This is a genomic window from Aquirufa rosea (assembly GCF_004118285.1).
GTDB lineage: Bacteria > Bacteroidota > Bacteroidia > Cytophagales > Spirosomataceae > Aquirufa > Aquirufa rosea.
In genome coordinates, this window is sequence record NZ_SDHY01000003.1 from 377,012 (window position 1) to 403,808 (window position 26,797).

Annotated in this window: 22 protein-coding genes and 1 tRNA gene; 19 read left to right on the top strand and 4 right to left on the bottom strand. The window is 39.4% G+C overall.

The window, feature by feature from the left end:
• Window positions 1-23 precede the first annotated feature (23 nt).
• The 9 genes from ESB04_RS06715 (at window position 24) to dnaG (ending at window position 12,565) form a co-directional block, all read left to right on the top strand.
• Window positions 24-878 (top strand): AraC family transcriptional regulator, encoded by an 855-nt coding sequence (locus ESB04_RS06715; protein ID WP_129026957.1) that lies wholly within the window; start codon window positions 24-26, stop codon window positions 876-878.
• Between the two features lie 45 nt (window positions 879-923).
• A complete protein-coding gene (kduD, locus tag ESB04_RS06720; protein WP_129026958.1) occupies window positions 924-1,679 on the top strand; it encodes a 2-dehydro-3-deoxy-D-gluconate 5-dehydrogenase KduD in 756 nt (251 codons plus the stop codon).
• 145 nt (window positions 1,680-1,824) lie between these two features.
• Window positions 1,825-2,997, top strand: coding sequence for a glycoside hydrolase family 88 protein (locus ESB04_RS06725; protein WP_129026959.1), 1,173 nt, complete (start codon window positions 1,825-1,827; stop codon window positions 2,995-2,997).
• Between the two features lie 190 nt (window positions 2,998-3,187).
• The gene (purH, locus tag ESB04_RS06730; RefSeq protein WP_129026960.1) at window positions 3,188-4,708 is read left to right on the top strand and encodes a bifunctional phosphoribosylaminoimidazolecarboxamide formyltransferase/IMP cyclohydrolase; all 1,521 of its coding nucleotides are present in this window, start codon (window positions 3,188-3,190) and stop codon (window positions 4,706-4,708) included.
• A 139-nt stretch (window positions 4,709-4,847) separates the two neighbouring features.
• The gene (gene gyrB / locus ESB04_RS06735; RefSeq protein ID WP_129027045.1) at window positions 4,848-6,815 is read left to right on the top strand and encodes a DNA topoisomerase (ATP-hydrolyzing) subunit B; all 1,968 of its coding nucleotides are present in this window, start codon (window positions 4,848-4,850) and stop codon (window positions 6,813-6,815) included.
• Window positions 6,816-6,819: 4 nt separating this feature from the next.
• On the top strand, window positions 6,820-7,032 hold the full coding sequence (locus ESB04_RS06740; protein ID WP_129026961.1) for a hypothetical protein: 213 nt from the start codon (window positions 6,820-6,822) through the stop codon (window positions 7,030-7,032).
• Between the two features lie 8 nt (window positions 7,033-7,040).
• On the top strand, window positions 7,041-9,329 hold the full coding sequence (gene ppk1, locus ESB04_RS06745) for a polyphosphate kinase 1 (protein ID WP_129026962.1): 2,289 nt from the start codon (window positions 7,041-7,043) through the stop codon (window positions 9,327-9,329).
• Window positions 9,330-9,357: 28 nt separating this feature from the next.
• Window positions 9,358-10,596 carry a NupC/NupG family nucleoside CNT transporter gene (locus ESB04_RS06750; RefSeq protein WP_129026963.1) on the top strand — a complete coding sequence of 413 codons (1,239 nt, stop codon included), beginning with the start codon at window positions 9,358-9,360 and terminating at the stop codon, window positions 10,594-10,596.
• Window positions 10,597-10,600: 4 nt separating this feature from the next.
• Window positions 10,601-12,565, top strand: coding sequence for a DNA primase (gene dnaG, locus ESB04_RS06755; RefSeq protein WP_129026964.1), 1,965 nt, complete (start codon window positions 10,601-10,603; stop codon window positions 12,563-12,565).
• A gap of 243 nt (window positions 12,566-12,808) precedes the next feature.
• Here dnaG and ESB04_RS06760 read toward each other — a convergent pair whose 3' ends face one another.
• From ESB04_RS06760 to ESB04_RS06770, 3 genes are read right to left on the bottom strand one after another with little or no spacing between them, the layout of a single operon-like run.
• Window positions 12,809-13,861 carry a sugar phosphate isomerase/epimerase family protein gene (locus ESB04_RS06760; protein ID WP_129026965.1) on the bottom strand — a complete coding sequence of 351 codons (1,053 nt, stop codon included), beginning with the start codon at window positions 13,859-13,861 and terminating at the stop codon, window positions 12,809-12,811.
• 4 nt (window positions 13,862-13,865) lie between these two features.
• A complete protein-coding gene (locus ESB04_RS06765) occupies window positions 13,866-15,011 on the bottom strand; it encodes a Gfo/Idh/MocA family protein (RefSeq protein WP_129026966.1) in 1,146 nt (381 codons plus the stop codon).
• 11 nt (window positions 15,012-15,022) lie between these two features.
• A complete protein-coding gene (locus tag ESB04_RS06770) occupies window positions 15,023-16,162 on the bottom strand; it encodes a Gfo/Idh/MocA family protein (protein WP_129027046.1) in 1,140 nt (379 codons plus the stop codon).
• Window positions 16,163-16,432: 270 nt separating this feature from the next.
• Between ESB04_RS06770 and ESB04_RS06775 the strand changes: the two genes are divergently transcribed.
• Window positions 16,433-17,644: an MFS transporter gene (locus ESB04_RS06775; RefSeq protein WP_129026967.1), complete on the top strand. Its 1,212-nt coding sequence runs from the start codon at window positions 16,433-16,435 to the stop codon at window positions 17,642-17,644.
• A gap of 45 nt (window positions 17,645-17,689) precedes the next feature.
• On the top strand, window positions 17,690-18,268 hold the full coding sequence (locus ESB04_RS06780) for a peptidylprolyl isomerase (protein WP_129026968.1): 579 nt from the start codon (window positions 17,690-17,692) through the stop codon (window positions 18,266-18,268).
• Here ESB04_RS06780 and ESB04_RS06785 read toward each other — a convergent pair.
• Complete coding sequence (locus tag ESB04_RS06785; RefSeq protein ID WP_129026969.1) at window positions 18,249-19,940, bottom strand: sodium:solute symporter; 1,692 nt, start codon at window positions 19,938-19,940, stop codon at window positions 18,249-18,251. The genes ESB04_RS06780 and ESB04_RS06785 overlap by 20 nt on opposite strands.
• 302 nt (window positions 19,941-20,242) lie before the next feature.
• Here ESB04_RS06785 and ESB04_RS06790 point away from each other — a divergent pair.
• The 8 genes from ESB04_RS06790 to ESB04_RS06825 all read left to right on the top strand — a co-directional run bounded on the left by ESB04_RS06790 (window position 20,243) and on the right by ESB04_RS06825 (window position 26,797).
• Window positions 20,243-20,327: transfer RNA gene (locus ESB04_RS06790), tRNA-Leu, on the top strand.
• A gap of 67 nt (window positions 20,328-20,394) precedes the next feature.
• Window positions 20,395-21,735, top strand: coding sequence for a trigger factor (locus ESB04_RS06795; RefSeq protein WP_129026970.1), 1,341 nt, complete (start codon window positions 20,395-20,397; stop codon window positions 21,733-21,735).
• Between the two features lie 141 nt (window positions 21,736-21,876).
• The gene (locus tag ESB04_RS06800; RefSeq protein ID WP_129026971.1) at window positions 21,877-22,584 is read left to right on the top strand and encodes a ClpP family protease; all 708 of its coding nucleotides are present in this window, start codon (window positions 21,877-21,879) and stop codon (window positions 22,582-22,584) included.
• Between the two features lies 1 nt (window position 22,585).
• Window positions 22,586-23,836, top strand: a complete 1,251-nt coding sequence (gene clpX / locus ESB04_RS06805; RefSeq protein ID WP_129026972.1) for an ATP-dependent Clp protease ATP-binding subunit ClpX — start codon at window positions 22,586-22,588, stop codon at window positions 23,834-23,836.
• A 1-nt stretch (window position 23,837) separates the two neighbouring features.
• Window positions 23,838-24,365, top strand: a complete 528-nt coding sequence (locus ESB04_RS06810) for a putative periplasmic lipoprotein (protein ID WP_129026973.1) — start codon at window positions 23,838-23,840, stop codon at window positions 24,363-24,365.
• Between the two features lie 3 nt (window positions 24,366-24,368).
• Window positions 24,369-25,091 (top strand): alpha/beta fold hydrolase, encoded by a 723-nt coding sequence (locus ESB04_RS06815; RefSeq protein WP_129026974.1) that lies wholly within the window; start codon window positions 24,369-24,371, stop codon window positions 25,089-25,091.
• Window positions 25,084-25,770 carry a (d)CMP kinase gene (gene cmk, locus ESB04_RS06820; protein ID WP_129026975.1) on the top strand — a complete coding sequence of 229 codons (687 nt, stop codon included), beginning with the start codon at window positions 25,084-25,086 and terminating at the stop codon, window positions 25,768-25,770. Before ESB04_RS06815 ends, cmk begins: the two co-directional genes overlap by 8 nt.
• The gene (locus ESB04_RS06825) at window positions 25,757-26,797 is read left to right on the top strand and encodes an NAD(P)/FAD-dependent oxidoreductase (RefSeq protein WP_129026976.1); all 1,041 of its coding nucleotides are present in this window, start codon (window positions 25,757-25,759) and stop codon (window positions 26,795-26,797) included. The genes cmk and ESB04_RS06825 overlap by 14 nt, the downstream gene beginning before the upstream one ends.

Below are 26,797 nucleotides of genomic sequence, written 5' to 3' on the forward strand. Positions count from 1 at the left end.
ACTCTTTATTGTCAAATAGGTACATGAAAGTTCAATTTGAGGCTATACAAATCAAGGAAGAAAGCTCCTTTCGAATATTGCAAACTCCCCATTTACAAGACTTTTTTCTTTGGCATTCTCATCCTGAATATGAATTGTTGTATGTCGAGGCAAATCAAGGCCCTAGAAGGGTGGGAGGTCATGCGAGTCAGTATGAGAAAAATGATTTAGTGTTTATTGGTCCTCATGTACCACATTTAAATTTTGATTATGGAGTCAAGGGGCCTTATAGTAAAATTGTGGTGCAAATGAAAGAGGATTTTTTAGGTAAAACCTGGGCGGAAGTACCTGAATTAAAAGAGATAAAAGCCCTTTTTGCTCTTGCAAAAAATGGAGTACGTTTTGAAGGGAATAGAAAGGAAGAAATGGGACAAAGACTGATGGCTTTACCTAATTTATCCCATTTTAATCAGTTTATAGAAATACTATCTATTTTTCAGGTATTGGCCCATGACATGAAAATTATTCATTTGAATGATTTAGCTACTTGGGAGAATCCCTCGCTCCGAGATCAGCATCGTTGGTCACGGGTAAGGTCTTTGGTGGAAAATCATTATATGGGCCCATTATCCTTGCAAGAGGTGGCTGAGCAATGTCATTTATCCAAAGAGGCTTTTTGTCGGTATTTCAAGTCCAAAACTCAATTGACTTTCACCAATTATGTAAATCAATACCGTATTACGCAGGCAAAAAAAATGCTTTTCGAGGATCGCAGTATTGGAGATATTGCATTTGCTTGTGGTTTTGATTCTATGGCATACTTTACCAAAATTTTTAAAAGACTTATTGGAGAAAGTCCAGTTCAGTATCGAAAGCGGATGAAGGCTGTAAATAATTGAGTAATTTTTAAAAAGATTCGACTTTTGACAATAAAATAAATAAGAATGTTTGATTTAAGTGGAAAATTGGCTTTAGTAACAGGCTGTAAAAGAGGTATTGGTAAAGCCATGGCTCTGGGCTTAGCTGAAGCTGGTGCTGATATTATAGGAGTTTCAGCCAACCTGGAGTTAATTGGTTCAGAGGTAGAAAAGGAGGTTCAGGCTTTGGGGAGAAATTTTAGTGCTTATCAGGCTGATTTTTCTAACCGGGAATCTTTGTACCAATTGATTAAAAATGTCAGTTTTGACTTCCCAAAAATCGATATTTTAGTAAACAATGCTGGTACTATTTTGCGAGATCCTGCGGCGGAACATTCGGATGAATATTGGGATGAGGTCTTAGAAGTGAATCTTACCTCGCAATTTATTTTAAGTCGGGAAATAGGACGAAGTATGCTCAAACAAGGTTCAGGGAAAATTATATTTACTGCTTCCTTATTAAGTTTTCAAGGGGGAATCAATGTGCCGGGCTATGCTGCTAGTAAGGGCGGTATCGCTCGTTTGACCATGGCACTTTCTAATGAATGGGCTTCCAAAGGGATCAACGTCAATGCCATTGCACCGGGCTATATAGCTACTGATAATACAGCTGCATTACGGGATGATCCTGATCGGAGTAGTTCTATTCTCAGCAGAATTCCGGCAGGCAGATGGGGTAGTCCGGATGACTTTAAAGGCCCTGTGGTTTTTTTAGCATCAGAGGCCTCCCAATATGTTCACGGAACTATTCTGACAGTCGATGGTGGCTGGATGGGTAGGTAGGATGTGAATGATGGATGGTAAATTGTAAATGGTGAATTGTAAATGGTAAATGGTAAAATTATGGAGTGTAAATTATCGATTATAAATTTTGGAATATGAGCGCAATAATTCGGATGCGAATATCTTTGGAACAAATTACAAACCTATGAAACATGTCTTTTTAATCTTTTGCTTTATCAGCACAGGACTTTTTGCCCAGAAAATTGATGTAAATAAACAATTTGCTTTGGCAGCTCAACAATACCAACGCATGTTGGCTGATCACCCAGATACCAGTACCACGGTACACTCCGCACGTCCAGATGGGACTTATCGAAATATGCCTTCGAGTTGGTGGTGCTCCGGATTTTTCCCAGGTAGCTTATGGTTGATTTATGAAAAGACCAAAGATCCTCAGTGGGAGAAAGCGGCTAGATTATGGACAGCTGCCGTCAAAAAAGAGCAGTTTAATACAGGTACGCATGACCTTGGATTCATGATGTTTGATTCCTTTGGCAATCAGTTACGTCTAACCAAAGATCCACAGGCAAAGCAAGTGTTGATTCAATCAGCTAAATCATTGTCCACACGATTTAACCCCAATATTGGATTGATTAAATCTTGGAATAGTTTCAAAGGAGGATTTAAGTACCCCGTGATCATTGACAATATGATGAATTTGGAATTATTGTTTTGGGCTAGTCGCGAAACAGGCGATAAGCGCTTTCATGATATTGCCATTACTCATGCTGATAATACCATCAAAAACCATTTTAGGCCTGATTATTCGAGTTATCACGTGATACTTTATGATGAGGAAGGAAAGGTTTTAGCGAAGAAACAACATCAGGGTTATCAAGATGAGTCAACTTGGACACGAGGACATGCTTGGGCTATTTATGGCTATACGGTGATGTACCGTGAAACCAAGAATAAAAAGTACTTGGATTTTGCCCAAAAAATTGCTGATTTTTATTTGAATCATCCGAATCTGCCAGCTGATAAAATACCTTATTGGGACTTTTATGCGCCGAATATTCCAAATGAAGAGCGCGATGCTTCGGCAGGAGCCATCACTGCCTCGGCTTTATTGGAGCTAAGTACTTATTCGGGTGTTAAAGGTAAGCGTTATTATCAAGATGCGGTTACTATGTTGAACGCATTGTCTAGTCCTGCTTATCGTGCTGCATTGGGTGAGAATAATAATTTTTTGATCAAGCATTGTGTGGGCGCTAAGTCATTGAATTCGGAAATCGATGTGCCCCTGGTTTATGCGGATTATTACTACCTAGAAGGCTTGTTGCGCTATGAAGCTTTGAGCAAGAAAAACAAAAAGTAGAAGTTAATTTATCAATTTAAGGGGAGTGCAAGCGAAGCACTTGTGTTCCCTTTTTGATTTTAAGTAGATTTTATTGGACGCTCTTTGGAGCGGAGTCAAACAGCTCGAATAATCGCCAAGCATTCGCAATTTGATTAGTCGGTTTTTGTTTTAATTTGTACCTTTGTGGCTTCATTTATTTCCAAGCCTCATGTCGATTAAAAAAATTCATTCAGCCTTAATTTCTGTTTATTACAAAGATGGTTTAGCGCCTATCATTCAAAAACTTCACAAAGAAGGAGTCACCTTATATTCAACAGGAGGAACTCAGTCTTTTATTGAAGAATTGGGAGTTCCAGTGATTGCGGTAGAGGAATTAACAGGTTATCCATCCATTTTTGGAGGACGAGTAAAGACCTTACATCCTAAAGTTTTTGGAGGAATTTTATATCGTCGTGATAATGCTTCGGATGTAGAAGTAGCTAGGCAATATGAAATTCCGGCTTTGGATTTAGTCATGGTGGATTTATATCCATTTGAAGAAACAGTAGCTTCGGGTGCTTCTGATGAAGATATTATAGAAAAAATAGATATAGGTGGTATTTCCTTAATTCGTGGTGCAGCCAAAAATTTTGCCGATGTACTGATTGTTTCATCTAGAGATCAATATGCTGAGGTATTATCGATGTTTGAAGCAAATGGAGCAGGAACTACGTTGGAACAAAGAAGAAGTTTTGCACAGAAGGCATTTGCCGTTTCATCTCATTATGATGGAGCTATTCAACGCTATTTTGCTAGTGAATCAGCTGATTTAACCCATTTCAAAGCATTACCTGCTCACGGATTGCGCTATGGAGAAAACCCACATCAGCAGGGTAAGTTTTATGGAGATTTAGAGGCATTATTTGATAAGTTGCATGGTAAAGAGTTGTCATACAATAATTTAGTGGATGTAGATGCTTGTTTATCTTTATTGGATGAATTTGAAGAAACAGCCTTTGTGATCATCAAACACATGAATGCTTGTGGAGTAGCTACAGGAAGTACAGTGAAAGAAGCTTACGATAAAGCCTTGTCTTGCGATCCTGTGTCGGCATTTGGAGGTGTTTTAGCTACCAATCGTGAAGTAGATAAGGCAGCAGCGGAATCAATCAATCCCTTGTTTTGTGAAATTTTAATAGCTCCATCATTTACAGAGGAGGCGTTAGAGGTATTGAAATCCAAAAAGAACCGAATTCTTTTAAAGAGAAATCAGGTGGAATTCCCAAAGGTGATGTTCAAGACATTATTAAATGGTGTGTTAGAACAAGACAAGGATTTAGTAATGGAGGGAGTAGCGGATTTTAAGCCTGTAACACAGGTAATCCCTTCAGAGGAACAAAAAAGAGCTTTAGCCTTTGCCTTAAAAATTTGTAAACATACTAAGTCGAATACCATCGTATTGGCTAAGGAAGGTCAATTACTAGCTTCAGGCGTGGGACAAACCTCTCGTGTAGATGCCTTGAAACAAGCAATTGAGAAAGCGAAAGAATTTGGTTTTGATTTACAAGGTTCGGTGATGGCCTCAGATGCATTTTTCCCATTCCCTGATTGTGTAGAAATAGCTAGTCAGGCCGGTGTGGTAGCGGTGACTCAGCCGGGAGGCTCTATCAAAGATCAAGATTCCATCGACTTCTGTAATGCGCATGGTATGGCCATGGTTATGACAGGAATTCGCCATTTCAAGCACTAAAATTATTGCATTTTTTCCCAAGATTTTTGTTAGCTTTTAAGGGAAAAAATCCTTATTTTTAAAAAATTAATTCAAGAATTTTTTGATGACTGTCACAGGTAATGTGGGAGTTGATCATTTAACCCATTTACATATCATTATGTCAGAAGCACAAGATTCGTCGGCTCAAGATAGAGCAAATTATGGTGCAGATAATATTCAAGTTTTAGAAGGTTTAGAGGCGGTTCGTAAGAGGCCTTCCATGTATATTGGTGATACCGGATTTAAAGGTCTTCATCACCTGATTTGGGAGGTGGTAGATAATTCCATCGATGAGGCTCTTGCTGGACATTGTGATTTAATTAAAGTAACAATCAATACCGATAATTCCATATTGGTGGAAGATAATGGTCGGGGTATTCCTACTGGTATGCACACCAAGGAGAAGCGATCGGCTTTGGAAGTAGTAATGACGGTACTGCACGCTGGAGGTAAATTTGATAAGGATACTTATAAGGTTTCTGGAGGTTTGCACGGGGTGGGTGTTTCCTGTGTGAATGCTTTGTCGACCGATTTAAAGGTAACTGTTCAGAGAGAGGGTAAGATTTTCCAACAAGAATATAAGATTGGTGTTCCGCAGTATCCTGTAAAAGAAGTGGGAACCACAGATAAAACCGGTACCTCGGTGTTATTTAAGCCAGATCCTACCATATTTTCTGTAACGGAATATAAATATGAAACCGTAGCGGGTCGTTTGCGCGAATTATCCTTTTTGAATGCAGGTATTCGGGTGTATTTGACAGATTTACGTGATTTAGATGAAAATGGTGTGCCAAAGTCGGAGGAGTTCTATTCAGAAGGAGGTTTACGTGAGTTCGTGACCTATCTGGATGCTACTCGTGAGCCCTTGTTCTCTGAGCCGATTTATATGGAGGGGGATAAAAATGGTGTACCGGTTCAAGTGGCCATGTTGTACAATACTTCTTATTCGGAAAATGTAGTTTCCTATGTGAACAACATCAATACGATTGAGGGAGGTACACACGTCGCCGGTTTTAGAGGTGCATTAACGCGTACATTGAAAAACTATGCAGATAAATCAGGTGCTTTAGAGAAATTGAAGATTGATATTGCAGGGGATGACTTTAGAGAGGGCTTAACGGCTGTAATATCAGTGAAGGTGGCTGAGCCTCAATTTGAGGGCCAAACAAAAACTAAATTAGGTAATGGTGAGGTTTCTGGTGCGGTTTCAGCTGCGATGTCAGATATGTTGGAGTCATGGCTGGAAGAGCATCCTAAAGAGGCTCGTCAGATTGTAGCTAAAGTAATTTTGGCAGCTCAAGCAAGACATGCAGCACGTAAAGCTCGTGAGATGGTTCAACGTAAGACAGTCTTAGGTTCTAACTCCTTGCCAGGAAAATTGGCTGACTGTTCAGATTCAGATCCAGAAATATGTGAATTATACCTAGTGGAGGGAGATTCAGCAGGTGGTACGGCTAAGCAAGGCCGTAACCGTGCTTTCCAAGCTATTTTGCCTCTGAGAGGTAAGATTTTAAATGTGGAAAAAGCGCAGGAATACCGCATTTATGAAAACGAGGAGATTAAAAATATGATGACCGCCTTGGGTGTGTTTTTTGGTAAAGATGGGGATGAGAAAGCCCTAAATATCGATAAGTTACGTTATCATAAAATTATCATCATGACGGATGCCGACGTGGATGGGAGCCACATTCGGACATTGATATTGACTTTCTTCTTCCGTTACATGCGTCCATTGGTAGACAATGGCTACATCTACATTGCTCAACCTCCTTTATACCAAGTGAAGAAGGGGCAGAATGTACGTTATGTATGGACGGAAAATCAGAGAGACCAAGCTATTCAGGAATTAGCTGGAGGAGGAAAAGAAGAAAGTGTAGGCGTACAGCGTTACAAAGGTTTGGGAGAGATGAACGCAGAGCAATTGTGGGAAACTACCATGAATCCAGAGTCCAGAACCCTGAAACAGGTAACTATTGAGTCAGCTATAGAGGCAGATGTGTTATTCTCTATGTTGATGGGTGATGAAGTTGCCCCTCGAAGGGATTTTATTGAGAAAAATGCCAAATATGCTAAAGTAGACGTTTAATCGCATGGAGTTTGATTTCAAATCTTACCATATTCGAGCCATTAATGCGTCTGACGAGGCAGAAAAAAAGGCAATTAATCAAGAGTTGAAAGACTTTTATGCCAGCCTTGGTGAGGAAGAAAAGAAGGTTTTTAATGCAGAATTGCAGCGTTATTTGCTTCAAGAAGTAGGTCGTTTAGGGTCAGATTATGAAGCAATTAAAAACTCAAATGCCTAGAGAAAGCAATGGATCATTCAGATAAAGTATCCAAAAATAGCCAAACAAAAGATTCCTCAACAGGGAATCTTTTGTCATTACTAAAGCCTAAGAATTGGAAGATCAATTTAGTAGCTCCTAGAGATTCTTCTAGGAAGGTGGAGAAAGCAATTCAAAGGTCAAAGGATATTATAGCTAAGTCTAAATTTATCTCCAGAGATTTATCTTGGTTAAAATTTGATGAGCGTGTATTGGATCAAGCCAGGGATAATCAAAGAACCCTGTTTGATCGTCTAAAGTTTTTGGCGATTACTGCCTCCAATTTGGATGAATTTTTTACTATTCGAATCGGCTCTCTTTACAACTACATAGATTTTGGTAAAGAGCGTACGGATTATTCGGGTTTGAGGGAAGTTCCTTTTAAGCAAACCTTGATTGCCGCCGCACAGGAATTTAGTCAAGAAAAGCACCGCCTATTTTTAGAGGAGATTTTACCACTTTTTCCTGAAAATGGTTTGATGTTGGCTAGCTTGGATGATCTGAGCGTAGATGAAATGCAAGAGGTAGAGACTTATTTTCATCGGACTATTTATCCCATGCTTACTCCGATGGTATTTGACCATACCCATACTTTTCCGAGTTTGTTGGCCAAAACCTTGATCTTTGGCGTGGTGACCTTGGGTACTATGGAGAAGAAATTACATGGGAAGCATAAATCCGATAAGGACAAAAAGATTTCATTTGTGCAGATTCCCCTCAATTTAGCACGTTTTTATGTTATTGAGCGAGATGATAAAGTGCTTTTTCTGCCGATTGAGCGCTTGATTCGTCACCATCTACAAGTACTTTACCGTAATGTAGAAATCGAGTCTACTACCTTATTTAGGATTACACGAAATGGGGATTTTGATGTGGTAGAACATGAGGATGCGGAAACAGATTTTGTAGATGAGATAAAAAAGAAGATTAAGGACCGTCGCTTAGGTCGTGTGACCCGCGTGGAAGTGGAGAAAAATCATTCTGAATTTTTATTGGAAGAAATGTTGAAACGATGGTCATTGGAGAAGTCCGACATTTTCATCAAACCTTCCATTCTAGATTTTACTGCTTTTTGGCAAATAGTCAAACATCCGGAGTTTAAGGCTAAAATGGCAGTTAACCCACCTGTGGTACCTGCTTTGGGTTTAAAATCGGTGAAGATTGACGATATATTTGAAACGATGAAGCGAGGGGATATTTTGCTTCATCATCCTTACAATAATTTTGATCCTGTGGTACAATTATTGGATCAGGCGGCAGACGATCCTCATGTACTGGCCATTAAAATAACCTTATATCGAATTTCTAAAAACTCTCGAATTTCGCATGCTTTATTAAGGGCTGCTGAGCAAGGCAAGCACGTGTCTGTACTATTTGAAGTGAAAGCACGATTTGACGAGGAAAATAATATTCGAGAAGCCACTAAACTTCAAAAAGCGGGCTGCTTTGTGATATATGGTATTCCTGGATTGAAGACGCATACCAAATTATTACAGGTGATTCGTAATGAGGGAAATTATGTGATGAGTTATGCGCATTTATCCTCTGGGAATTACAATGAAGATACGGCCAAGCTTTATACGGATATAGGTTTGTTAACCACTGACAGTCGTATTACACAAGATATTTCAGAGTTTTTTAATGTGATTACGGGTCATTCTATGCCCACGCATTATGAGCATTTGATTACTGCACCTAGAGATATGAGGAATCGCTTGTTGGAGATGATTCAAACTGAAATGGACAATCATTCCAATGGTTTTCCATCAGGTATTTGTCTTAAAATCAACTCTTTACAAGATACTCAGACCATGGAAAAGTTATATGAGGCTTCTAAGGTAGGTGTTCCTGTGCTATTGATTGTACGTGGAATCTGCTGTTTGAGACCACAAAGAAAGGGTTTGTCGGAGAATATTTACATTAAGTCCATTGTTGGTAATTATTTAGAACATACCCGTATCTATTATTTCCACAATGCCGGTGAGCCTAAAGTATATGGTGGATCGGCAGATGTGATGGTGCGTAGTTTTGACCGCCGAATAGAGTCATTATTTGAATTGGTTAATCCAAGGGCAAAAAATATGGCCACCACGATTTTATTGTGGAATTTAAGAGATACCGTAAATTCTTATGAAATGCAAGAGGATGGCTCATACTGGAAAGTAGAAAGCAATGAGCCTTTTAATATTCATCAGGCCTTTTATGAAATAAAAGAGGAAGATTTGGTCAGTCAATTGCCATTTGATCAATTTACCGTTACTTTAGAAGAAGAAAAATAAGCAATCACACACATCAATATACTATTTTATGGAAAGATTTACGGGCTTATTGGGTATCGTATTAATTCTGGGAGTTTCATTTTTAATGTCCAATAACCGCAAGGCGATTAACTACCGTACGGTAGGAGTGGGTTTGCTATTACAAATATTTTTGGCCGTTTTTATCTTGAAAACTGATACTGGCCAGGCCATTTTTCAATGGTTAGGAGATTCGATCAATACCCTTTTAGGGCAGGCAGATAAAGGGGCTCAATTTGTGTTTGGGTCCTTGGTGAATAGGGATTTGATGTCTCGCGCATTTGGTACAGGTAATGACTATATCTTCTTTTTCAAGGTAGTTCCTACCATCATTTTTGTGGCCGTATTGGTGAATATGTTTTATCATTTGGGCATTTTACAAAGGGTTGTAGCTGCTATTGGTAAAGTGGTGCATTGGTTAATGGGAGTTAGTGGTGCGGAGGCTTTGTCCAACGTGGCTTCAACTTTTGTTGGTCAAGTGGAGGCTCAAATCATGATAAAGCCTTATTTGAAAAATATGACCAACAGTGAGTTGATGGCATCTATGACTGGAAGTTTTGCATGTATTGCCGGTGGAGTGATGGCGGTATATATTTCCTTGGGCGTTCCTGCGGCCTATTTATTGGCAGCGAGTTTGATGGCTGCTCCTGGGGCCTTGGTGATTTCAAAAATCATTTTTCCAGAGACGGAGAAGTCGGAAACAGAGGGTGCGGTAAAATTAGAAAAACAAAAATCTCATGCTAATTTGGTGGATGCTGTAGCGGCAGGAGCCAGTGAAGGATTGAAAGTGGGATTGAATGTCATAGCCATGTTAATTGGTTTTATTGCTTTAATTGCCTTGGTGGATTTAGGCTTAGGGCATTTGGGTAGCTGGATTGGCATGCCTGAATTATCTATGAATTTATTATTGGGGAAATTATTTTCTGTATTTGCTTTCGCTATGGGTGTTCCCTCTGCGGATATTGAGGTGGCCGGAGCATTGATGGGAAAGAAGATGGTGGTGAATGAGTTTGTGGCTTATTTGGATATGATGAAAGTGAAAGATACTTTAAATCCCAAAACCATTGCCATTACCAGCTTTGCCTTGTGTGGTTTTGCTAATTTCAGTTCTGTGGCCATTCAAATAGGAGGAATTGGCGAATTAGCCCCATCTCGTAGAAGCGATTTAGCTAAATTAGGCTTTAAGGCATTGATTGCTGGGACATTGGCTAGTTATTTATCGGCTACCTTAGCGGGATTATTATTGTAGAGGTATGCGCATTGATCCCGAAACCGTCGAACGAATCAAACAGGCGGCCGCTGTGGCCGAGGTGGTAGGGGATTATGTAACGGTCAAAAAGAAAGGCGCCAATTATTGGGCATGCTGTCCATTCCATGGAGAGAAGACTCCTTCTTTTTCAATTTCACCAAGTAAAGGAATTTATAAATGTTTTGGTTGTGGTAAAGCGGGAGATTCAGTTCGCTTTATTATGGATATTGAGGGCTTGGGCTACGGAGAGGCTTTGAGGCATTTAGCCAAAAAGTATGGCATTGAAATTCAGGAAGAAGAATTGAGTGATGATCAGATCATTCGCCAAAATGAGCGGGAAAGTCTATTGATTATCCTTGAGTATGCCAAAGCGTTTTTCAAGAAACAATTGCTGGAAAGTCCGGAGGGACAGTCCATTGCCATTCCTTATTTTAAAGAGCGAGGTTTTTCCGATGCGACTATTCAAGCCTTTGATTTAGGTTACAGTCCTGAAGGTTGGGATGTATTTTATAAAGCGGCTTTAAAACAAGGTTTTAGCCAAGAGATTATTGAGAAAGCGGGTTTGGTGACTCAAAAGAATGAGGAAGGGAAGGTCTATGATCGTTTTCGTAATCGGGTCATTTTCCCCATTCATAGCGTTGCCGGTAAGGTCATTGCCTTTGGGGCACGTATTTTAAAGTCTGATAATAAAAACCAAGCTAAATATTTAAATTCTCCTGAGACTGAGGTTTACCATAAGTCGGCAAGTCTATACGGAATATCCCAAGCTAAAAACGAAATCCGGGCCAAGGATATTTGTTATTTAGTGGAAGGATATACCGATGTGATTTCCTTGCATCAAGCAGGAATTAAAAATGTGGTGGCCTCATCTGGTACATCTTTGACCACGGAGCAAATTCGCCTAATTGGTCGATTTACTCAACATATTACGGTATTATATGATGGAGATTCCGCTGGAATCAAAGCCGCCCTGCGTGGGATGGATCTGATTTTAGAGGAGGGATTGCAGGTAAATTTGGTGGTTTTCCCGGATGGGCAGGATCCTGATAGTTATGTCAGGAAAGTGGGTTACGAAGAATTTTTAGCTTATATCAAATCCGAATCAAAAGATGTTATTTCTTTTCAAGCTAACTTATTTTTAAAAGAAGCAGGAGATGATCCTTTTAAAAGGGCGGAATTGATTAAGGAAATGGTTCAAAGTATTTCCAAAATTCCAGATGCCATTCAAAGGAGTTTATTTGTTCAAAAGACTGCATCTTTGATGCGATTGGATGAAGATATCTTGCTTGCGGAATTAAATAAGATTCATTTAAAAAATCTAAAGCAAAAAGGGGGAGGAATGTCGAATGTTCCAGATTCGATTCCTCCACAACAATGGCAAGAGATTCAAGATATCATTGAGCCAAGTAGTCAGGTCACAAAAGAGAGTCCTACTAATTTAGCTTATTTCCAAGAGTCAGAATGCATTCGTTTGTTGATGAATTTTGGACATTTAGAGATTAGTCCTAGTAAGGCGCCAGGTCTAACTTTGATGCAATATTTAATAGAGGAGTTAGAGGGGACACATTTTCAAACACCACTTTTTGAGGAGATATTAGAAATCTGTAAAGCTGAGTTTAGTCAGCAGCGTTTTCCTGCACCTGAATTTTATTTACATCACCATAATGAGGAGATTCAAAGATTTGCCATTGATATGATGGCAGATAAACATAGTTTATCAGACGTTTGGAAAGACAAACATGACATCCGCGTTAGACAAGAGGAAGAGATGTTGGAGGATTTGGCATTTAAGAATGTATTACGTTTGAGGAAGGTATATAATGATCAACATTTGCAAGAGACTTTACAGAAAATGGAAAGCTTTCAGGGTGATGCTGATGCCATGAATGCTCTTTTATTGGATTTTATTCATTACAAAGAGATTCAAAAGAATATCTCTCAAGAATTGGGTACGGTCATTGAAAAATAACTGTTTTTCCCTTAAGGCTGTTAGCGTTTCAAACGCTGACAGCCTTGCTAAAGCTAGGGAATTTTTGTCAAAAAAGATTTTTTTGAATTGATTACTTGAGGAAGTAATCAGTTAATTGGTAATTCTTGGAATACGGCAATTTTATTCCATTTAAAAACGTTCATGCTTTTACAACGCTGTCAAGGTTTGAAACCTTAACAGCGTTAAGCAAAAAGCTGGTAAAAGCATGAAAGGCTTATATCCCTATAATCCTAATACACGTTTATTAAACTCTTCGTCGGCGCCACCACCTGCGAAATCATCAAATACCTTTTCGGTAGCTTTAATGATGTGGTTAGCAATAAATGGAGCTCCTTCTGTAGCTCCCTGTACAGGATCCTTGATACAGCATTCCCATTCTAAAACAGCCCAACCTTGATATCCGTATTGAGTTAATTTCGAGAAAATACTTTTGAAATCCACTTGGCCATCTCCCAAAGAACGGAATCTTCCAGCCCGGTTTACCCAAGATTGATAACCGCCATATACCCCTTGTTTGCCTGTTGGATTAAACTCCGCATCCTTCACATGGAACATCTTGATGCGCTCATGGTAGAAGTCAATGTATTGTTTGTAATCCAATGCCTGTAAAACGAAGTGCGATGGATCATATAGTAAGTTAGCTCTTTTATGTCCTTTGACAGCCTCTAAAAACATCTCGTAGGAAATGCCATCATGTAAGTCCTCCCCCGGGTGAATCTCATAGCAAAGATCTACACCGCATTCATCAAATTTGTTTAGAATAGGAGTCCAGCGACGAGCCAATTCAGCAAAGCCTTGTTCTACTAGTCCAGCGGGACGTTGTGGCCATGGATAAACGGTATGCCACATCAATGCCCCAGAGAAAGTAGCATGAGCGTTCAAACCTAAATTTTCGGATGCCTTGGCGGCATACATCAGTTGTTGTACAGCCCATTCCGTTCTGGCTTTAGGGTTTCCTTTGACAGAATCTGGTGCAAATCCGTCGAACATGATGTCATAGGCTGGATTAACCGCCACTAATTGTCCTTGTAGGTGAGTAGAAAGTTCAGTGATCTCTAAACCCTTCGCAGCCAATTTCCCTTTTAATTCGTCGCAATAAGTTTTAGACTCAGCTGCTTTTTGCAGATCGATGCAGCGAGAATCCCAAGAAGGAATTTGTACCCCTTTGTAGCCTAAACCTGCGGCCCAGGTGGTAATACCGTCTAATGTATTAAATGGTGCCACATCACCCATAAATTGGGCTAAAAATATGGCAGGTCCTTTGATGGTTTGCATATTATTAAATTTTAACCCACGCTTGTTTGCGGGTACTTTCTAGAATTTTTTCACAAATTAATAATTCACGGTATCCATCCGCAAAAGTGGGATAGCTTGGCTTTTCTGGCTGTTTCCCTTGCTCGATGGCAGCATATACCTCTTTGAACAATTGTTTAGATGTATCTGGGAATCCTTCATTATGGCCTCCTGGGAATGTCATGATAGCTGATGCCTCAGGATAAGCTAATGATGGGTCACGCATCAATACTTGGTTTGCCTGATCTCTGTTTCCTAACCAAAGTTCATTTGGTGCCTCTGAGTTCCAGGCAAAAGTTTTCTTGGATCCAGAAATTTCTAATTTCAATTGGTTTTTACGTCCTGCCGAAACTTGAGAAACGGTGATGGATCCACGGTTACCATTGTCGAAACGTAATAAAACGTTAGCATGATCCTCCGTAGTAATATTCACATCCGCATAATCTTCTGGCTGAAGCATTTTACCCGAATAAGTTTCAATAGCTTTCAAAGGCTTCTTACGTGTAGGGTGTACCGTATTGAAATCCGCCATTACTTCCACCGTTTTTAGACCTGTCACATATTCAATGATGTCCATTAAATGGGATCCAATATCAGCAATAGCTCTGGAATCTCCTGATTTATCTGGTTCTAAACGCCAGTTATAGTCTGTTTCATAAAATAACCAATCTTGCAAATATGATCCGATGATGGAATAAACATCTCCCAAGTCACCTTTCTCCCGCATGGTTTTCATTTGGCGAACCAATGGGTAGTAGCGAAGGTTAAAGTGTACCGCGTTTACTTTACCTGATTTAGCAGCCAATTCCACTAATTCTTCTGCCTCAGCAAGGTCTTTGGCCAATGGTTTCTCACAAACCACGTGCTTGCCAGCTAATAAAGCGGCTTTTGATTGGGAATAGTGAAGGAAGTTGGGCGTACAAATGTGTACGCATTCGATATCATCCTGTTTCATTAGCTCATCGAAAGTATACCAACGAGCGATTCCCAATTGTTTTGCCTTGGCCTCTGCCAATTCAATGCTAACCTCACATAATGCAGCCACTTCTACATTTGGCAATCGTCTCAATGCTTCAATGTGCGCAGGTCCAATAAAACCTGTTCCCACGATTCCAACTTTAATTTTTGTCATGATTTTGTAAATTAAATTTCAAATTTGGTCCACTTATTTTTATTATCTCGGGATGATTTTACCACATTTTCAATAAATGCCATTCCCTTAATTCCTTCATCAATTCCAGGGAAATCATATAATGGATCAGGGGTTTTCCCTTCCCAACGAGCTCTCAAGGCAAAGGCAAAATTTCGATAAATATTTGCAAATGTTTCTACATAACCTTCAGGGTGACCCGCTGGCTGACGAGTATGGGCTTGCGCTTGCGCAGATAGGCTGCCTACATTCGTACGAATAGTTCTACTACCCCCATCTCTCGATTTAATGATTAGGGTATTTGGGTCCATTTGGTGCCATACTATACCTGCTTTAGAACCATAAACACGGATATTTAAATCGTTTTCTTCTCCATTGCAAATCTGGCTGCAATGCAATACTCCACGTGCCCCATTGCTGTAATGTATCAAAATATTTCCATCATCATCCAATTGACGTCCCTCCACAAAAATGGTCAAATCCGCACACAATTCATCAATTTCCAATCCCGTAATATATTCTGCCAAATTTTCAGCATGTGTACCAATGTCACCAATTGCCCCTGCCGCACCACAACGAGCTGGATCTGTTCTCCAGGCGGCTTGTTTTTGACCTGTAGCCTCTACCAAGTCAATCAGCCATCCTTGTGGGTACTCTACGATGATCTTTCTTATTTCTCCTAATTCTCCAGAATCTACCAAATGTTTGGCTTCCTTAATCATGGGATAACCCGTATAATTATGTGTCAGCGCAAAGATTAATCCTGTGGAATCAATAATCTTTTTTAATTCTTTTGCCTCAGCTAAATTTAGGGTAGCTGGTTTATCACAAACTACATGAAAGCCGTTCTCTAATGCGAATTTTGCGGCTGGAAAATGTAGGTGATTAGGTGTTACTATGGAAACAAAATCCATTCGTTCGCCCTCAGGTAATTCCTTCTCTTTTAGAATCATTTCTTTATATGATCCGTATACCCTACTAGGATCTAGATACAAAGCAGCCCCTGTTTCCCGTGACTTCTCGGCGCTTGAGCTAAATGCGCCACACACTAATTCTATTTCTCCATCTAGTTGAGAACCACGGCGGTGAACAGCACCAATAAATGCATCTAAACTACCCCCAATCATTCCCATGCGAACTTTTCTACCTTGACGGCTTTTTGCCTGTGTGGAAGAACCTCCCTGAATCATATCTGTATTGATTTAGATTTTTGTAAAAAATTGACTTTAAATATACTAATTTGAGCCAAATACGCGGTAGAATTAACGAAATATTAAAAATATTTTAAATTTAATAGGAAACTTTCAAAATCTTTTTGTTTTTTTGACATGATTTTTCTAATGATAACTTTTATTTTTTCAAGAAAAAACGTTGTTTCACCCTTTAACTAAATCTAAACAACTATGAGTCAAACCATTAATGCAAATCGACTATTTTATGCTAGCTGTTTTGCCCTCATCACCACTGCCTTCTCTTTTAGTATAAGAGCGGGTATCCTGACGCAGTTAGGCGCAGAATTAAGCTTGGATACTGTTCAATTAGGACATATCAACCAAATGTGGTTCTTAGGTTTCCCTATTTCCATGATTCTTGGAGGGGTTTTCTATTCAGCCATAGGACCCAAATTAATCATGCAAATTGCTTTGGTTGCACATACCATTGGTATTTTGATGACCATTTATGCAACAGGTTATGACACCTTATTGATTTCAACATTATTGATAGGTTTAGGTAATGGATGTACTGAAGCTGCTTGTAATCCAATGATTGCAGATTCTTATTCAGGTTTGGATTTCAATAGTAAGTTGAACCGTTTCCACATGTGGTTCCCAGGTGGAATTGTGATTGGTTCTTTGATTTCTAAATTTATGACTGATGCAGCTATGCCATGGCAAGCACAAATTTGGGTAATCTTAATTCCTACAGCTATTTATGCTGTATTGTTCTATGGACAAGCTTTCCCAAAACCTCGTGCAGGAGCAGAAAATGCTTTAGACAGTTTCAAGGCCATGTTAAATCCTTTGTACATTTTCATGGCAGCCTGTATGGCATTAACGGCTATTTCAGAATTTGGTCCTCAGCAATGGGTGGGTCCAATCTTGGCAAAAGCAGGAGCTAGTCCTATGTTGATATTAGCTTTAGTAACTGGATTAATGGCTGTGGGTCGTTATTTCGCAGGTCCTATCATTCATAGATTAAATACCGTTGGAGTACTTTTAGGTTCAGCTATTTTTGGAGTTATTGGTCTATACATGATGTCTACCATGGATGGTTCTATGCTTTACGTAGCAGCAGTATTCTTTGCTTTGGGTATTTGTTACTTCTGGCCAAACATGCTTGGCTATGTGAGTGAGACTATGCCTCAAACAGGAGCTCTTGGATTATCCATTCTAGGAGGAATAGGAATGTTTTCATCTTCTATGTTCCAGCCAATCATTGGTGCGTGGATTCAAGAAAACAAAGTAGCTGCTGAGGCTACTGGATTAGCTGGTGATGCGGCTGATTTAGCTGCAGGTCAGGCTACTCTTTCTAACATGATGCTTTTCCCAGCTATTTTGATTGTTGCTTTTGTAGGATTATACTTCTTTGGAAAGAAAGTAAATCACTCAGCATAATCCATATTTTAATTAATTTAGGGGGCTATTTAGCCCCCTTTTTTTATGCGCATACTCCTACTTCTTTTTATTTTATCATTGAGTGCTTGCCAGTCGAACTGGAACCTGGACCCGGTTCATGTCAAGGAATCCCTAGAAAAAGATGTCCACCAATGGACTGAAAAAAAGGTCCTTGTGAGTACCCGATTAGGGGATTTTGAAATGGAATTGGATGCCCGCACTCCCCTGCATCGCATGAATTTTATTCGATTGGTGAAATTGGGCTATTATGAAGACCGTTATTTTTACCGAATCATCTATGTAACGGGTATACAAGGAGGAGGCGAATACATGGATCGCTTAAATTATTTGATTCCAGCAGAATATATCGACGATTTAAAACCTGTGCGAGGTAGTTTGGCCATGGCCCGATACGATGAGGGTAATCCTGAGCAAGCATCTTCACCCAGTGAATTTTTTATTGTCACCGACACCGAACAAGCCGCTAGATTTTACAAAAAATATGTGGTATTTGGTAAGGTTACCAAAGGCATGGAGGTTGTCGATGCCATATTTAAGGCTAAATCCTACGATGAAAAGCCAGTCATTCCAGTTAAATTTGATATTAAGGTTTTGCCTGAGTGATTTGTCCAATCCATTGGAAAGTAAAGGCTAAAATAACAACCATCACGCAGCCCAGTACATTCAACCATAAAAAGGCCATTAAGTCTATTTTCCAAGCATAAATAACAAATGCTTCTGCGATAATGGCGGCCCAAAACACATCTCCTCCTTGCGTTTTAGGTAAATAAAAGGCACATAGAAAGACACCCAGTATGGTTCCATAAAACCATGAACCTAAGATGTTTACTACTTCAATCAGACTGCCCATATTGACTGAAAATTGGGCCACAATCAGACAGAAAATACCCCAAGCCAAAGTCACCATTTTGGAAGACCACCAATAGTGCTCATTGGTACCATGTGGATGTATGAATCTCTGGTAAATATCGACCATCACAGTAGAAGTTAGTGAACCAAAGGCGGATGCCATGGAACCCATAGAAGCTAATAAGATCATGGCAATGAGAAAACCAACCAGTCCAATCGGTAAGTGATCTACGATGAATCGCAAGAATATATAATTCGTATCCTGGCTGTCTGCTTTTACATCTTGTGATTTCAATAAATCGACAGCCTTTTCTTTAATCTTTGCTTGCTGCGCATGTAAATCTAAAATTTGCGATTTCAGGATGGGAATTTGGTCGGCCTGCTTCTGGTTGATGGCAGCGATTAGTTCCTTTTCTTTCTCTTTTTTCTGTAAAAAGATTGCTTTATTTTTTTGATCAATAGCCTCATGTCCTTTGGCGGTCTCCCAATGTAGTTCAGTGCTTTTATTGAAAAATATAGGTGCTTGGTTGAATTGGTAGAAGACAAAAACTAGTATGCCGACAAGCAAAATGAAAAATTGCATGGGTATTTTTAGGAATCCATTTAATAGCAAACCTTTCTTACTTTCATTCGCAGTATGGCCTGTTAAATATCTGCCCACCTGGCTTTGATCTGTTCCAAAATAAGAGAGTTGCAAAAAGAATCCACCAATGATTCCAGACCAAATGGTATATCGATTATTGATATCAAATTTCCAATCTATCAGATTTATTTTTCCCATTTTTCCAGCCAATTGTAGTGATTCCTTCATGCCAATTTCTTCAGGCAGGGATAGAATAATATAAATGCCAGCAATTACCATACCGGCAAGCACGACACCCATTTGCAATAACTGGGTATAAGAAATGGTCTTGGAGCCACCCAGAATACAATAAAAAGTTACCACCGCCGCCGTAATGCCATTGGTCCAAGTTAAATCCCAACCCAATAAGGTAGATAAAATGATTGAAGGGGCAGCTATCGTTACGCCGGTGGATAGTGCTCTAGGAATAAGAAAAAGAAAACTAGTTAAAATACGAGTTTTGGAGTCAAAACGTTCCTCCAAAAATTGATAAGCCGTATATATTTTTAAATGGTAATATTGAGGAATAAATGTGACCGATAGCACAATCATGGCAATGGGTAAGCCAAGATAAAACTGCACAAAACGCATGCCATCAGTGTAGGCTTGACCGGGTACGGATAAAAAGGTAATGGCGGATGCCTGAGTGGCCATTACTGATAAAAGGATGTGGTACCAAGGAAGTTCCCTGTCTGCTAAAAGGAAACCTTTCAACGAGTGCTTTGCTTCACGGCCTTTCCAACTGCCATACAGTACAATTCCTCCGATAGTTAACACTAAGACTAGCCAATCTAATAGATGCATGGTTATCGGAATATGGCGGTAAATAACTCAAAAAACAGAATAATCAATACCACAAAAATACCTAAAGACAGGTACCAAGATTTCCAAGAAGTGTGGTGATGCTGGTTTTCTGGTTTCATGTTGGAAATGATTGTCTAAAAATACATTAGAAAAACTAACAAAGAGCAAGATTGATTTGAAAAGCTGTTAATTTTTGTGAATTCTTTTGTTTGGTAAAAAGACGAAATCCCAACTAAATATAAATTTCCAATGTCTGTTGGAATACTTAATTTTGCTAGTTACCTTTGCACCTCCAAATGCAAGCGGGCGTGGTGGAATTGGTAGACATACCAGACTTAGGATCTGGCGCCGCGAGGCATGGGGGTTCGAGTCCCTCCGCCCGTACCATCGGCAAGCCCTCAAGACCTACAGGTATTGGGGGCTTTTTTTAATTAAAAAATTTAAATACTTCCATATGAATATTTCGCTCAACCATTCAAATGATTTAGAAGGTCGTTTGACTGTTGTGGTTTCAGCTGCTGATTACCAAGAAAAGGTAGAAACTAAATTAAAAGATTATCGTAAAAAGGCGAGCATCAAAGGTTTTCGTCCAGGTATGGTTCCGATGCCCTTGATTAAAAAATTGGCAGGACAATCCATTTTAGTGGAAGAAATCAATCATTTATTGGGCCATGCAGTAAGTGATTACATCAAAGAAAACAAATTGAACCTAGTAGGTGAGCCTATGCCAGCAGTGGATGAGGCTGACGCTATCGATTGGGAAAAAGATACTGAATTTACTTTTCATTATGATTTAGGATTTCATGGTGAGTTTAGCGTGGATTTAGAAAAAATCAAGTCGGTGAATTCATACGAAATCAAGGCTGATAAAAAGGAAATCGAGGAAACCATTGAGAATTTGAAGAAGCAATTTGGCGAGCAAATTCATCCAGAAACGGTGGAAGATCGTGATTTAGTTTTTGGAACATTCACACAAGGGGAATGGATAGAGAAATCAGCTATTCCTTTGCATTCAATCAATGACAAATCCAAGAAGATTTTCTTAGGTGCTAAGGTGGGTGATACCTTAAAGTTTGCCATTGATAAAGTATTTGTTGATGCCAAATCATTGGCACTTGCTACAGGAAAGAAAGAAGATGAGGTGGCTGATTTGACAGGAGAAGTTTCTTATGTAGTAGAAGACATTACTCGCTCGGTTCCAGCTAGCCTAGACCAAGCATTTTTTGATAAAGTACTAGGAGCTGGTAAAGCAACAGATGAAGCTAGTTTCCGTGAGCAGGTTACTGAGATTGTTCAAGATAACTACAAGCGTGAAGCGAACTATTTGTTGCGCATCGATGCAGAGAAAGCTTTGTTGGATCAAGTGAAAATTGATTTGCCAGAGGCATTCTTACGTAACTGGTTGATTCGTATCAACGAAGGTAAATTTACAGCGGAGCAAATAGACCAAGATTTCGACAATGTGAAAAAGGATATTCGTTGGAATTTGATCAAAAATGAAATCGCGGCTAAATTTGAGGTGAAAGTAGAATACGCTGAGGTAGTTGAAAAAGCAAAAGACATGGTGCGCCAGCAGTTTGGTGGTTACTTGTCAGCCGATCAACCAGGCATCGAAGAAATGATCGAGAAAATAGCTATGGGTTATTTAAGCGACAAGTCGAAGTCAGATAATTTTATGAATTTATACAATCAGGCTTTCGCTGATAAAGTTTCCAATGTCATTGTTGAAAAAATTCCACACAAGGTATCTAAAATTGATGTGGACAAATTCAAAGAAATAGCAGCGGCTTTATAATAAGTCTTATTTGTTGGAATTTTCAAGACCCCGTTTTTACGGGGTTTTGTGTGAACTAAGCCATTTGAAATTTGGTTTACCAGCTAATTGCTCGCAATTAATCCGACATTTATTTTAAATTTGAATCTAAAACTAAAAATTATGTATCCCAAGGAATTATCAGGAGACGAGTTTCGTAAATATGCCGTACACCACAGAGGTTTGAATGGTTTAGCTGTAGATCAATACATGAATCAAATGGGTGGTCAAGTGAATCATCGCATTGACGATATGACCCAATATATCATTGAGGAGCGCCCTATGCGTTTTGCCCAGATAGATGTATTCTCACGTTTGATCATGGATCGAATTATTTTTATGGGTGTTCCAGTAGATGATTACATGGCGAACATCATCGTGGCCCAGTTATTGTTTATGGAATCGACTGATGCCAAAAAAGACATTGTGATGTACATAAACAGTCCAGGAGGATCTGTTTATGCTGGATTAGGTATCTATGACACCATGAACTACATTCGTCCGGAAGTTGCTACCGTATGTACTTCATTAGCTGCTTCTATGGGAGCGGTATTGTTGGCTGGCGGTGCCGCAGGAAAGCGTTCTGCTTTAGAGCACGCCCGAATCATGATTCACCAACCATCTGGTGGTGCACAAGGACAAAGTCGTGATATTGAAATCACAGCCCGTGAAATCGTTAAAATTCGTCAGGAATTGTATGAGATCCTTGCCAAACATTCAGGAAAGAGTTTTGAGGATATCGAGCGTGATTCAGATCGTGATTATTGGATGAAGGCAGCTGAGGCGAAGGAATATGGTTTAATTGATGAAATTTTAACTCGTAACGTGTAGGATGGCTAATCCCAAAAAAAATAATTGCTCTTTTTGCGGTCGAAATAAATCGGAAGTAGGAATTTTGTTGTCAGGCATTGATGGTCAAATTTGTGATCAATGCCTGCAACAAGGTTATGAGGTGATTAAGGAAGAGTTAGGAGCTCCTGTAGTCAACAAAAAGAATAATACCCAGTATCAATTTGAGTTAGTTAAACCCAAGGATTTAAAATCTCACCTAGATTTATACGTAATTGGTCAAGAAGAAGCTAAAAAACATCTTTCTGTGGCCGTTTACAATCATTATAAGCGCTTAATGCAACCTGCCCACGAACAGGATGTTAAGATTGAAAAATCCAATATCTTAATGGTAGGGGAGACGGGAACCGGGAAAACCTATTTGGCACGGACCTTGGCACAAAAGTTACAAGTACCTTTTTGCATCGCGGATGCTACTGTGATCACGGAGGCTGGATACGTGGGAGAGGATGTGGAAACCATTTTAACCCGTTTGTTACAAGCTGCCAATTATGATGTAGCCAAAGCGGAATGCGGTATTGTATTCATCGATGAAATAGACAAAATAGCCCGTAAATCTGATAATCCTTCCATTACCAGGGATGTATCGGGTGAAGGAGTTCAACAAGCCTTATTGAAATTATTGGAAGGATCAATTGTGAACGTACCTCCACAAGGTGGACGTAAACACCCCGATCAAAAAATGATTGCGGTAAATACAGAAAATATCTTATTCATTTGTGGGGGAGCATTTGATGGCATTGGTCGACATATTTCTAAGCGTTTAAATGCTCGTCCGATCGGATTTTCAGGAGATGATACTTTTTATGATTCCTTTGAAAAGGATCAAATCATGAAATACGTGACGGCACAAGATTTAAAATCATTTGGTTTAATACCTGAACTTCTTGGTCGTTTGCCGGTAATCACTTACCTAAATCCATTGGATCAGGATGCCTTATTATCCATCTTAACCAAGCCTAAAAATGCCTTGGTGAAACAATATGAAAAACTATTTGAGATGGAAGGAGTGAAATTGACTTTTAGTCAGGAAGCATTGCAATACATGGTTGAACAAGCCATGCAATATAAATTAGGTGCGCGTGGTTTGAGATCCATCATGGAAGCTATTATGACAGATGCCATGTTTGAAATACCATCTCAAACAGACATTTCAAATTTTGAAGTGGACTTAGCTTATGCTAAATTGAAATTCGAAAAAACTGTGTTCCATCAAATGAAAGTTGTAGCTTAACATGAAAAAAAATCTATTCGTTCTCGCATTAAGTTTATTCATTGCTTCTTGTTCTTACAAAGGAGCTTATTTTGCTGTTTACCAGCAAACTCACCATGCTGATAGCAAGGTCATAACAAATCCTGTAAAAGTAGAAGAGCCTACTCTTTTGGTAAGTCAATCCAATGAGATTACAGAGGAAATTGCTCCTGTACAAGCTAATACTCCAGAGGAGGCTAAGTTGATTTCTGAGTTAACTTCTTTAAATCAAGAAGTAAAATCCATGAAACACATGGAAAAAAAGGAATTGATTCAGCATAAGAAAGAATTCAAAGCCCGTTTAAAATCCCAAATCAAAGAATATAAAGCTCAAGCTAAAAAACAAAAGCAAGCAGCTGGGGCGTCTTCTTGGGATTCTAAAGTGAAGATTGGGGTGATCCTATTAATTATAGGTATTATCCTTTCCATCTTTGGCTTAGGAGCCATAGGTGCCGTATCTGCCTTTATAGGTTTGATATTTGTTTTACTAGGCTTATTGCATACATTTTAGTTTATGAAGGGAGTCATCGTCTGTTTACACGGTTTTGGTGAAGATCACCGTGTTTGGGATGATTTTATTCCCCCTTATACTTGGCCTTATCCTGTCCTTTCACCTAACTATGCTGATTGGACAGATTGTTCGAGTATGTCGGACTATGCCAATAAAATTGTATCTAGTTTGCCTCAAGACCAGCCTTGGTTTCTAATTGGGCATTCCATGGGTGGCTATGTGGCATTAGCATTTGCTAAGCTTTATCCTCAACAGGTTAAAGCAGTAGTGATGCTGAATTCTACGGCCATGGCAGATTCAGATGAGAAAAAACTGAATCGAAATAAAACCATCGATTTTTTGAATAATTGGGGGACAAAAGCCTTTATTGGGCCATTTGTCCCTCAATTGTTTACAAAGGATTTTGCCGCCAATCAGGCATCTCTCATTCAAAATTTAATCCAACGTTATCAAAGTATTCCTGCGGAAGGTTTAATGGCTGCTTCTGCTGCCATGAGAGATCGCGCGGCTGGATTCGATTTGTTGGCATCTACACAGATTCCTTTCTTGTTCATACATGGAGATCAAGATTCCATCGTATCTTTGGAGGATGTCAAACGGGCTTGCGCAACTTCAAACTTACATCGACTGGTGCGTATTCCTAATTCAGGACATCAATCAGCCTATGAAGCGCCAGATGAAGTGCATAGCACAATTGTTTCTTTTATAAATACCCTTCATGTCTAAGATTATTGTGGCCCTAGATGGCTTTTCTTCCTGTGGTAAAAGTACAACGGCCAAGCGTGTGGCTGCTCAGTTGCATTATGCCTTTGTAGACACAGGTGCCATGTACCGTGCAGTGGCTCTTTATTTTCACCGCAATCAAGTGGATTGCGAGGATTTATCAGCAGTAGAAAAAGCATTAGAAGAAATACATATTAATTTTGAATTTAATCCAGATAGACAAGCCTCTGATACCTATTTGAACGGTGAAAACGTGGAAAAGGAAATCAGAAAAATGTACATTTCGGATATTGTTAGTCAGGTGAGTGCCATTCCTACTGTGAGACATGCCATGGTGGCACAGCAACAAAAAATGGGAAAAAAGAAAGGTGTCGTAATGGATGGTCGTGATGTAGGGACTGTTGTTTTTCCAGAAGCAGAAGTTAAGATTTTCATGACAGCAGATCCAAAAATCAGAGCTCAAAGGAGAAAATTGGAATTGATGCAAAAAGGGGAGGATTTACCAATGGAACAAATAGTTGAAAATTTAAGAATTCGAGATGAAATTGACTCCAATCGGAGTGAGGGTCCATTGAGAAGAGCCGATGATGCCATCGATTTGGATACTTCATATAAATCCATGGATGAACAAGTAGCCTTTGTGTTAGAACAAGTTCGACGAGTTCAACATGCCAAAAAATAATGAATCTTTACCTATTCTTATTGTAGGACAGGGCTTGGCGGGCACCGTTCTCGCACATACCCTAGATCAATTAGGTATTCCTTTTACCCTATTGGATGCGCCTAAAATCTATTTTACTTCTTCTTATGCTGCGGGAGGAATTTTTAACCCCATTACAGGTAGAAAATTAGAAAAGTCCTGGTTAGTGGAGGAGCTTTTTAACTATTTGTTCCCATTTTATACTTCTTTAGAAAAAAGTTTAGCTCAATCATTTTTTCATCCCATGCCTTTATTTAGGCCATTTGCCAATGAAGAAATGAAAAAATGGTTAATGGAAAGAAAGGAAGCTATCCACAACGAATACCTTAGATGGACAGAGGAGGGTGTATGGGTAGAAAAAGCTGGTTGGCTGGATGTTGAAGGATTTTTGCGTGTATCCAGAGACTATTTTTTTGGAAAAAAATGCTTGAAGGAGTTTGCTTTAGACCCAATTAAAGATGTAGTATTGGGGGCTTCTAGTGTTCGTTTTCAAGAACAGGAATATTCTTGCTTGGTATTTTGTGAGGGCTTCCATGCTCAAAAACAGAATCCTTATTTTGGACATTTGAATTTTTTGCCTGCCAAAGGGGAACTATTGAAAATTCGAACTCAAGAACCTGCAGAAGATTATATCCTCAATAAGAATGGATTTCTTTTGCCTTTGGGTAATCGGGAGTTTAAAGTAGGCGCCACCTACCGTTGGGATGATTTTTCCCAAGAAGCCAGTGATACAGCCCGATTGGATTTAAATAATAAGTTGAAAAGTTTAGGCGTTTACCATTACGAAGAAATGGAAATGTCCACGGGTGTTCGTCCAGCTACGCAAGATCGAAGACCTTTAGTGGGTTTTCATCCGCATTTACCTTTGGCTATTTTCAATGGATTTGGATCAAAAGGAGTTTCTTTGAGTCCATATTTTGCCAAAGAATGGTTAGCAGAATGGATGGGAGAAAAAGAGATTAATTCGGAGGCATCAATTCGTAGATTTTACCATTTATTTTCCACATAA

Bases quoted from the DNA above. Each gene is read 5' to 3' on its own strand.
- cmk (WP_129026975.1), top strand. From the start codon at position 25,084: ATGTCTAAGATTATTGTGGCCCTAGATGGCTTTTCTTCCTGTGGTAAA.
- kduD (WP_129026958.1), top strand. From the start codon at position 924: ATGTTTGATTTAAGTGGAAAATTGGCTTTAGTAACAGGCTGTAAAAGA.
- ESB04_RS06785 (WP_129026969.1), bottom strand. From the start codon at position 19,940: ATGCATCTATTAGATTGGCTAGTCTTAGTGTTAACTATCGGAGGAATT.
- ppk1 (WP_129026962.1), top strand. From the start codon at position 7,041: ATGGATCATTCAGATAAAGTATCCAAAAATAGCCAAACAAAAGATTCC.
- ESB04_RS06770 (WP_129027046.1), bottom strand. From the start codon at position 16,162: ATGGGAATGATTGGGGGTAGTTTAGATGCATTTATTGGTGCTGTTCAC.
- purH (WP_129026960.1), top strand. From the start codon at position 3,188: ATGTCGATTAAAAAAATTCATTCAGCCTTAATTTCTGTTTATTACAAA.
- ESB04_RS06775 (WP_129026967.1), top strand. From the start codon at position 16,433: ATGAGTCAAACCATTAATGCAAATCGACTATTTTATGCTAGCTGTTTT.
- ESB04_RS06725 (WP_129026959.1), top strand. From the start codon at position 1,825: ATGAAACATGTCTTTTTAATCTTTTGCTTTATCAGCACAGGACTTTTT.
- ESB04_RS06800 (WP_129026971.1), top strand. From the start codon at position 21,877: ATGTATCCCAAGGAATTATCAGGAGACGAGTTTCGTAAATATGCCGTA.
- gyrB (WP_129027045.1), top strand. From the start codon at position 4,848: ATGTCAGAAGCACAAGATTCGTCGGCTCAAGATAGAGCAAATTATGGT.
- ESB04_RS06740 (WP_129026961.1), top strand. From the start codon at position 6,820: ATGGAGTTTGATTTCAAATCTTACCATATTCGAGCCATTAATGCGTCT.
- ESB04_RS06750 (WP_129026963.1), top strand. From the start codon at position 9,358: ATGGAAAGATTTACGGGCTTATTGGGTATCGTATTAATTCTGGGAGTT.
- ESB04_RS06765 (WP_129026966.1), bottom strand. From the start codon at position 15,011: ATGACAAAAATTAAAGTTGGAATCGTGGGAACAGGTTTTATTGGACCT.
- ESB04_RS06780 (WP_129026968.1), top strand. From the start codon at position 17,690: ATGCGCATACTCCTACTTCTTTTTATTTTATCATTGAGTGCTTGCCAG.
- ESB04_RS06795 (WP_129026970.1), top strand. From the start codon at position 20,395: ATGAATATTTCGCTCAACCATTCAAATGATTTAGAAGGTCGTTTGACT.
- ESB04_RS06815 (WP_129026974.1), top strand. From the start codon at position 24,369: ATGAAGGGAGTCATCGTCTGTTTACACGGTTTTGGTGAAGATCACCGT.
- dnaG (WP_129026964.1), top strand. From the start codon at position 10,601: ATGCGCATTGATCCCGAAACCGTCGAACGAATCAAACAGGCGGCCGCT.
- clpX (WP_129026972.1), top strand. From the start codon at position 22,586: ATGGCTAATCCCAAAAAAAATAATTGCTCTTTTTGCGGTCGAAATAAA.
- ESB04_RS06760 (WP_129026965.1), bottom strand. From the start codon at position 13,861: ATGCAAACCATCAAAGGACCTGCCATATTTTTAGCCCAATTTATGGGT.
- ESB04_RS06810 (WP_129026973.1), top strand. From the start codon at position 23,838: ATGAAAAAAAATCTATTCGTTCTCGCATTAAGTTTATTCATTGCTTCT.
- ESB04_RS06715 (WP_129026957.1), top strand. From the start codon at position 24: ATGAAAGTTCAATTTGAGGCTATACAAATCAAGGAAGAAAGCTCCTTT.
- ESB04_RS06825 (WP_129026976.1), top strand. From the start codon at position 25,757: ATGCCAAAAAATAATGAATCTTTACCTATTCTTATTGTAGGACAGGGC.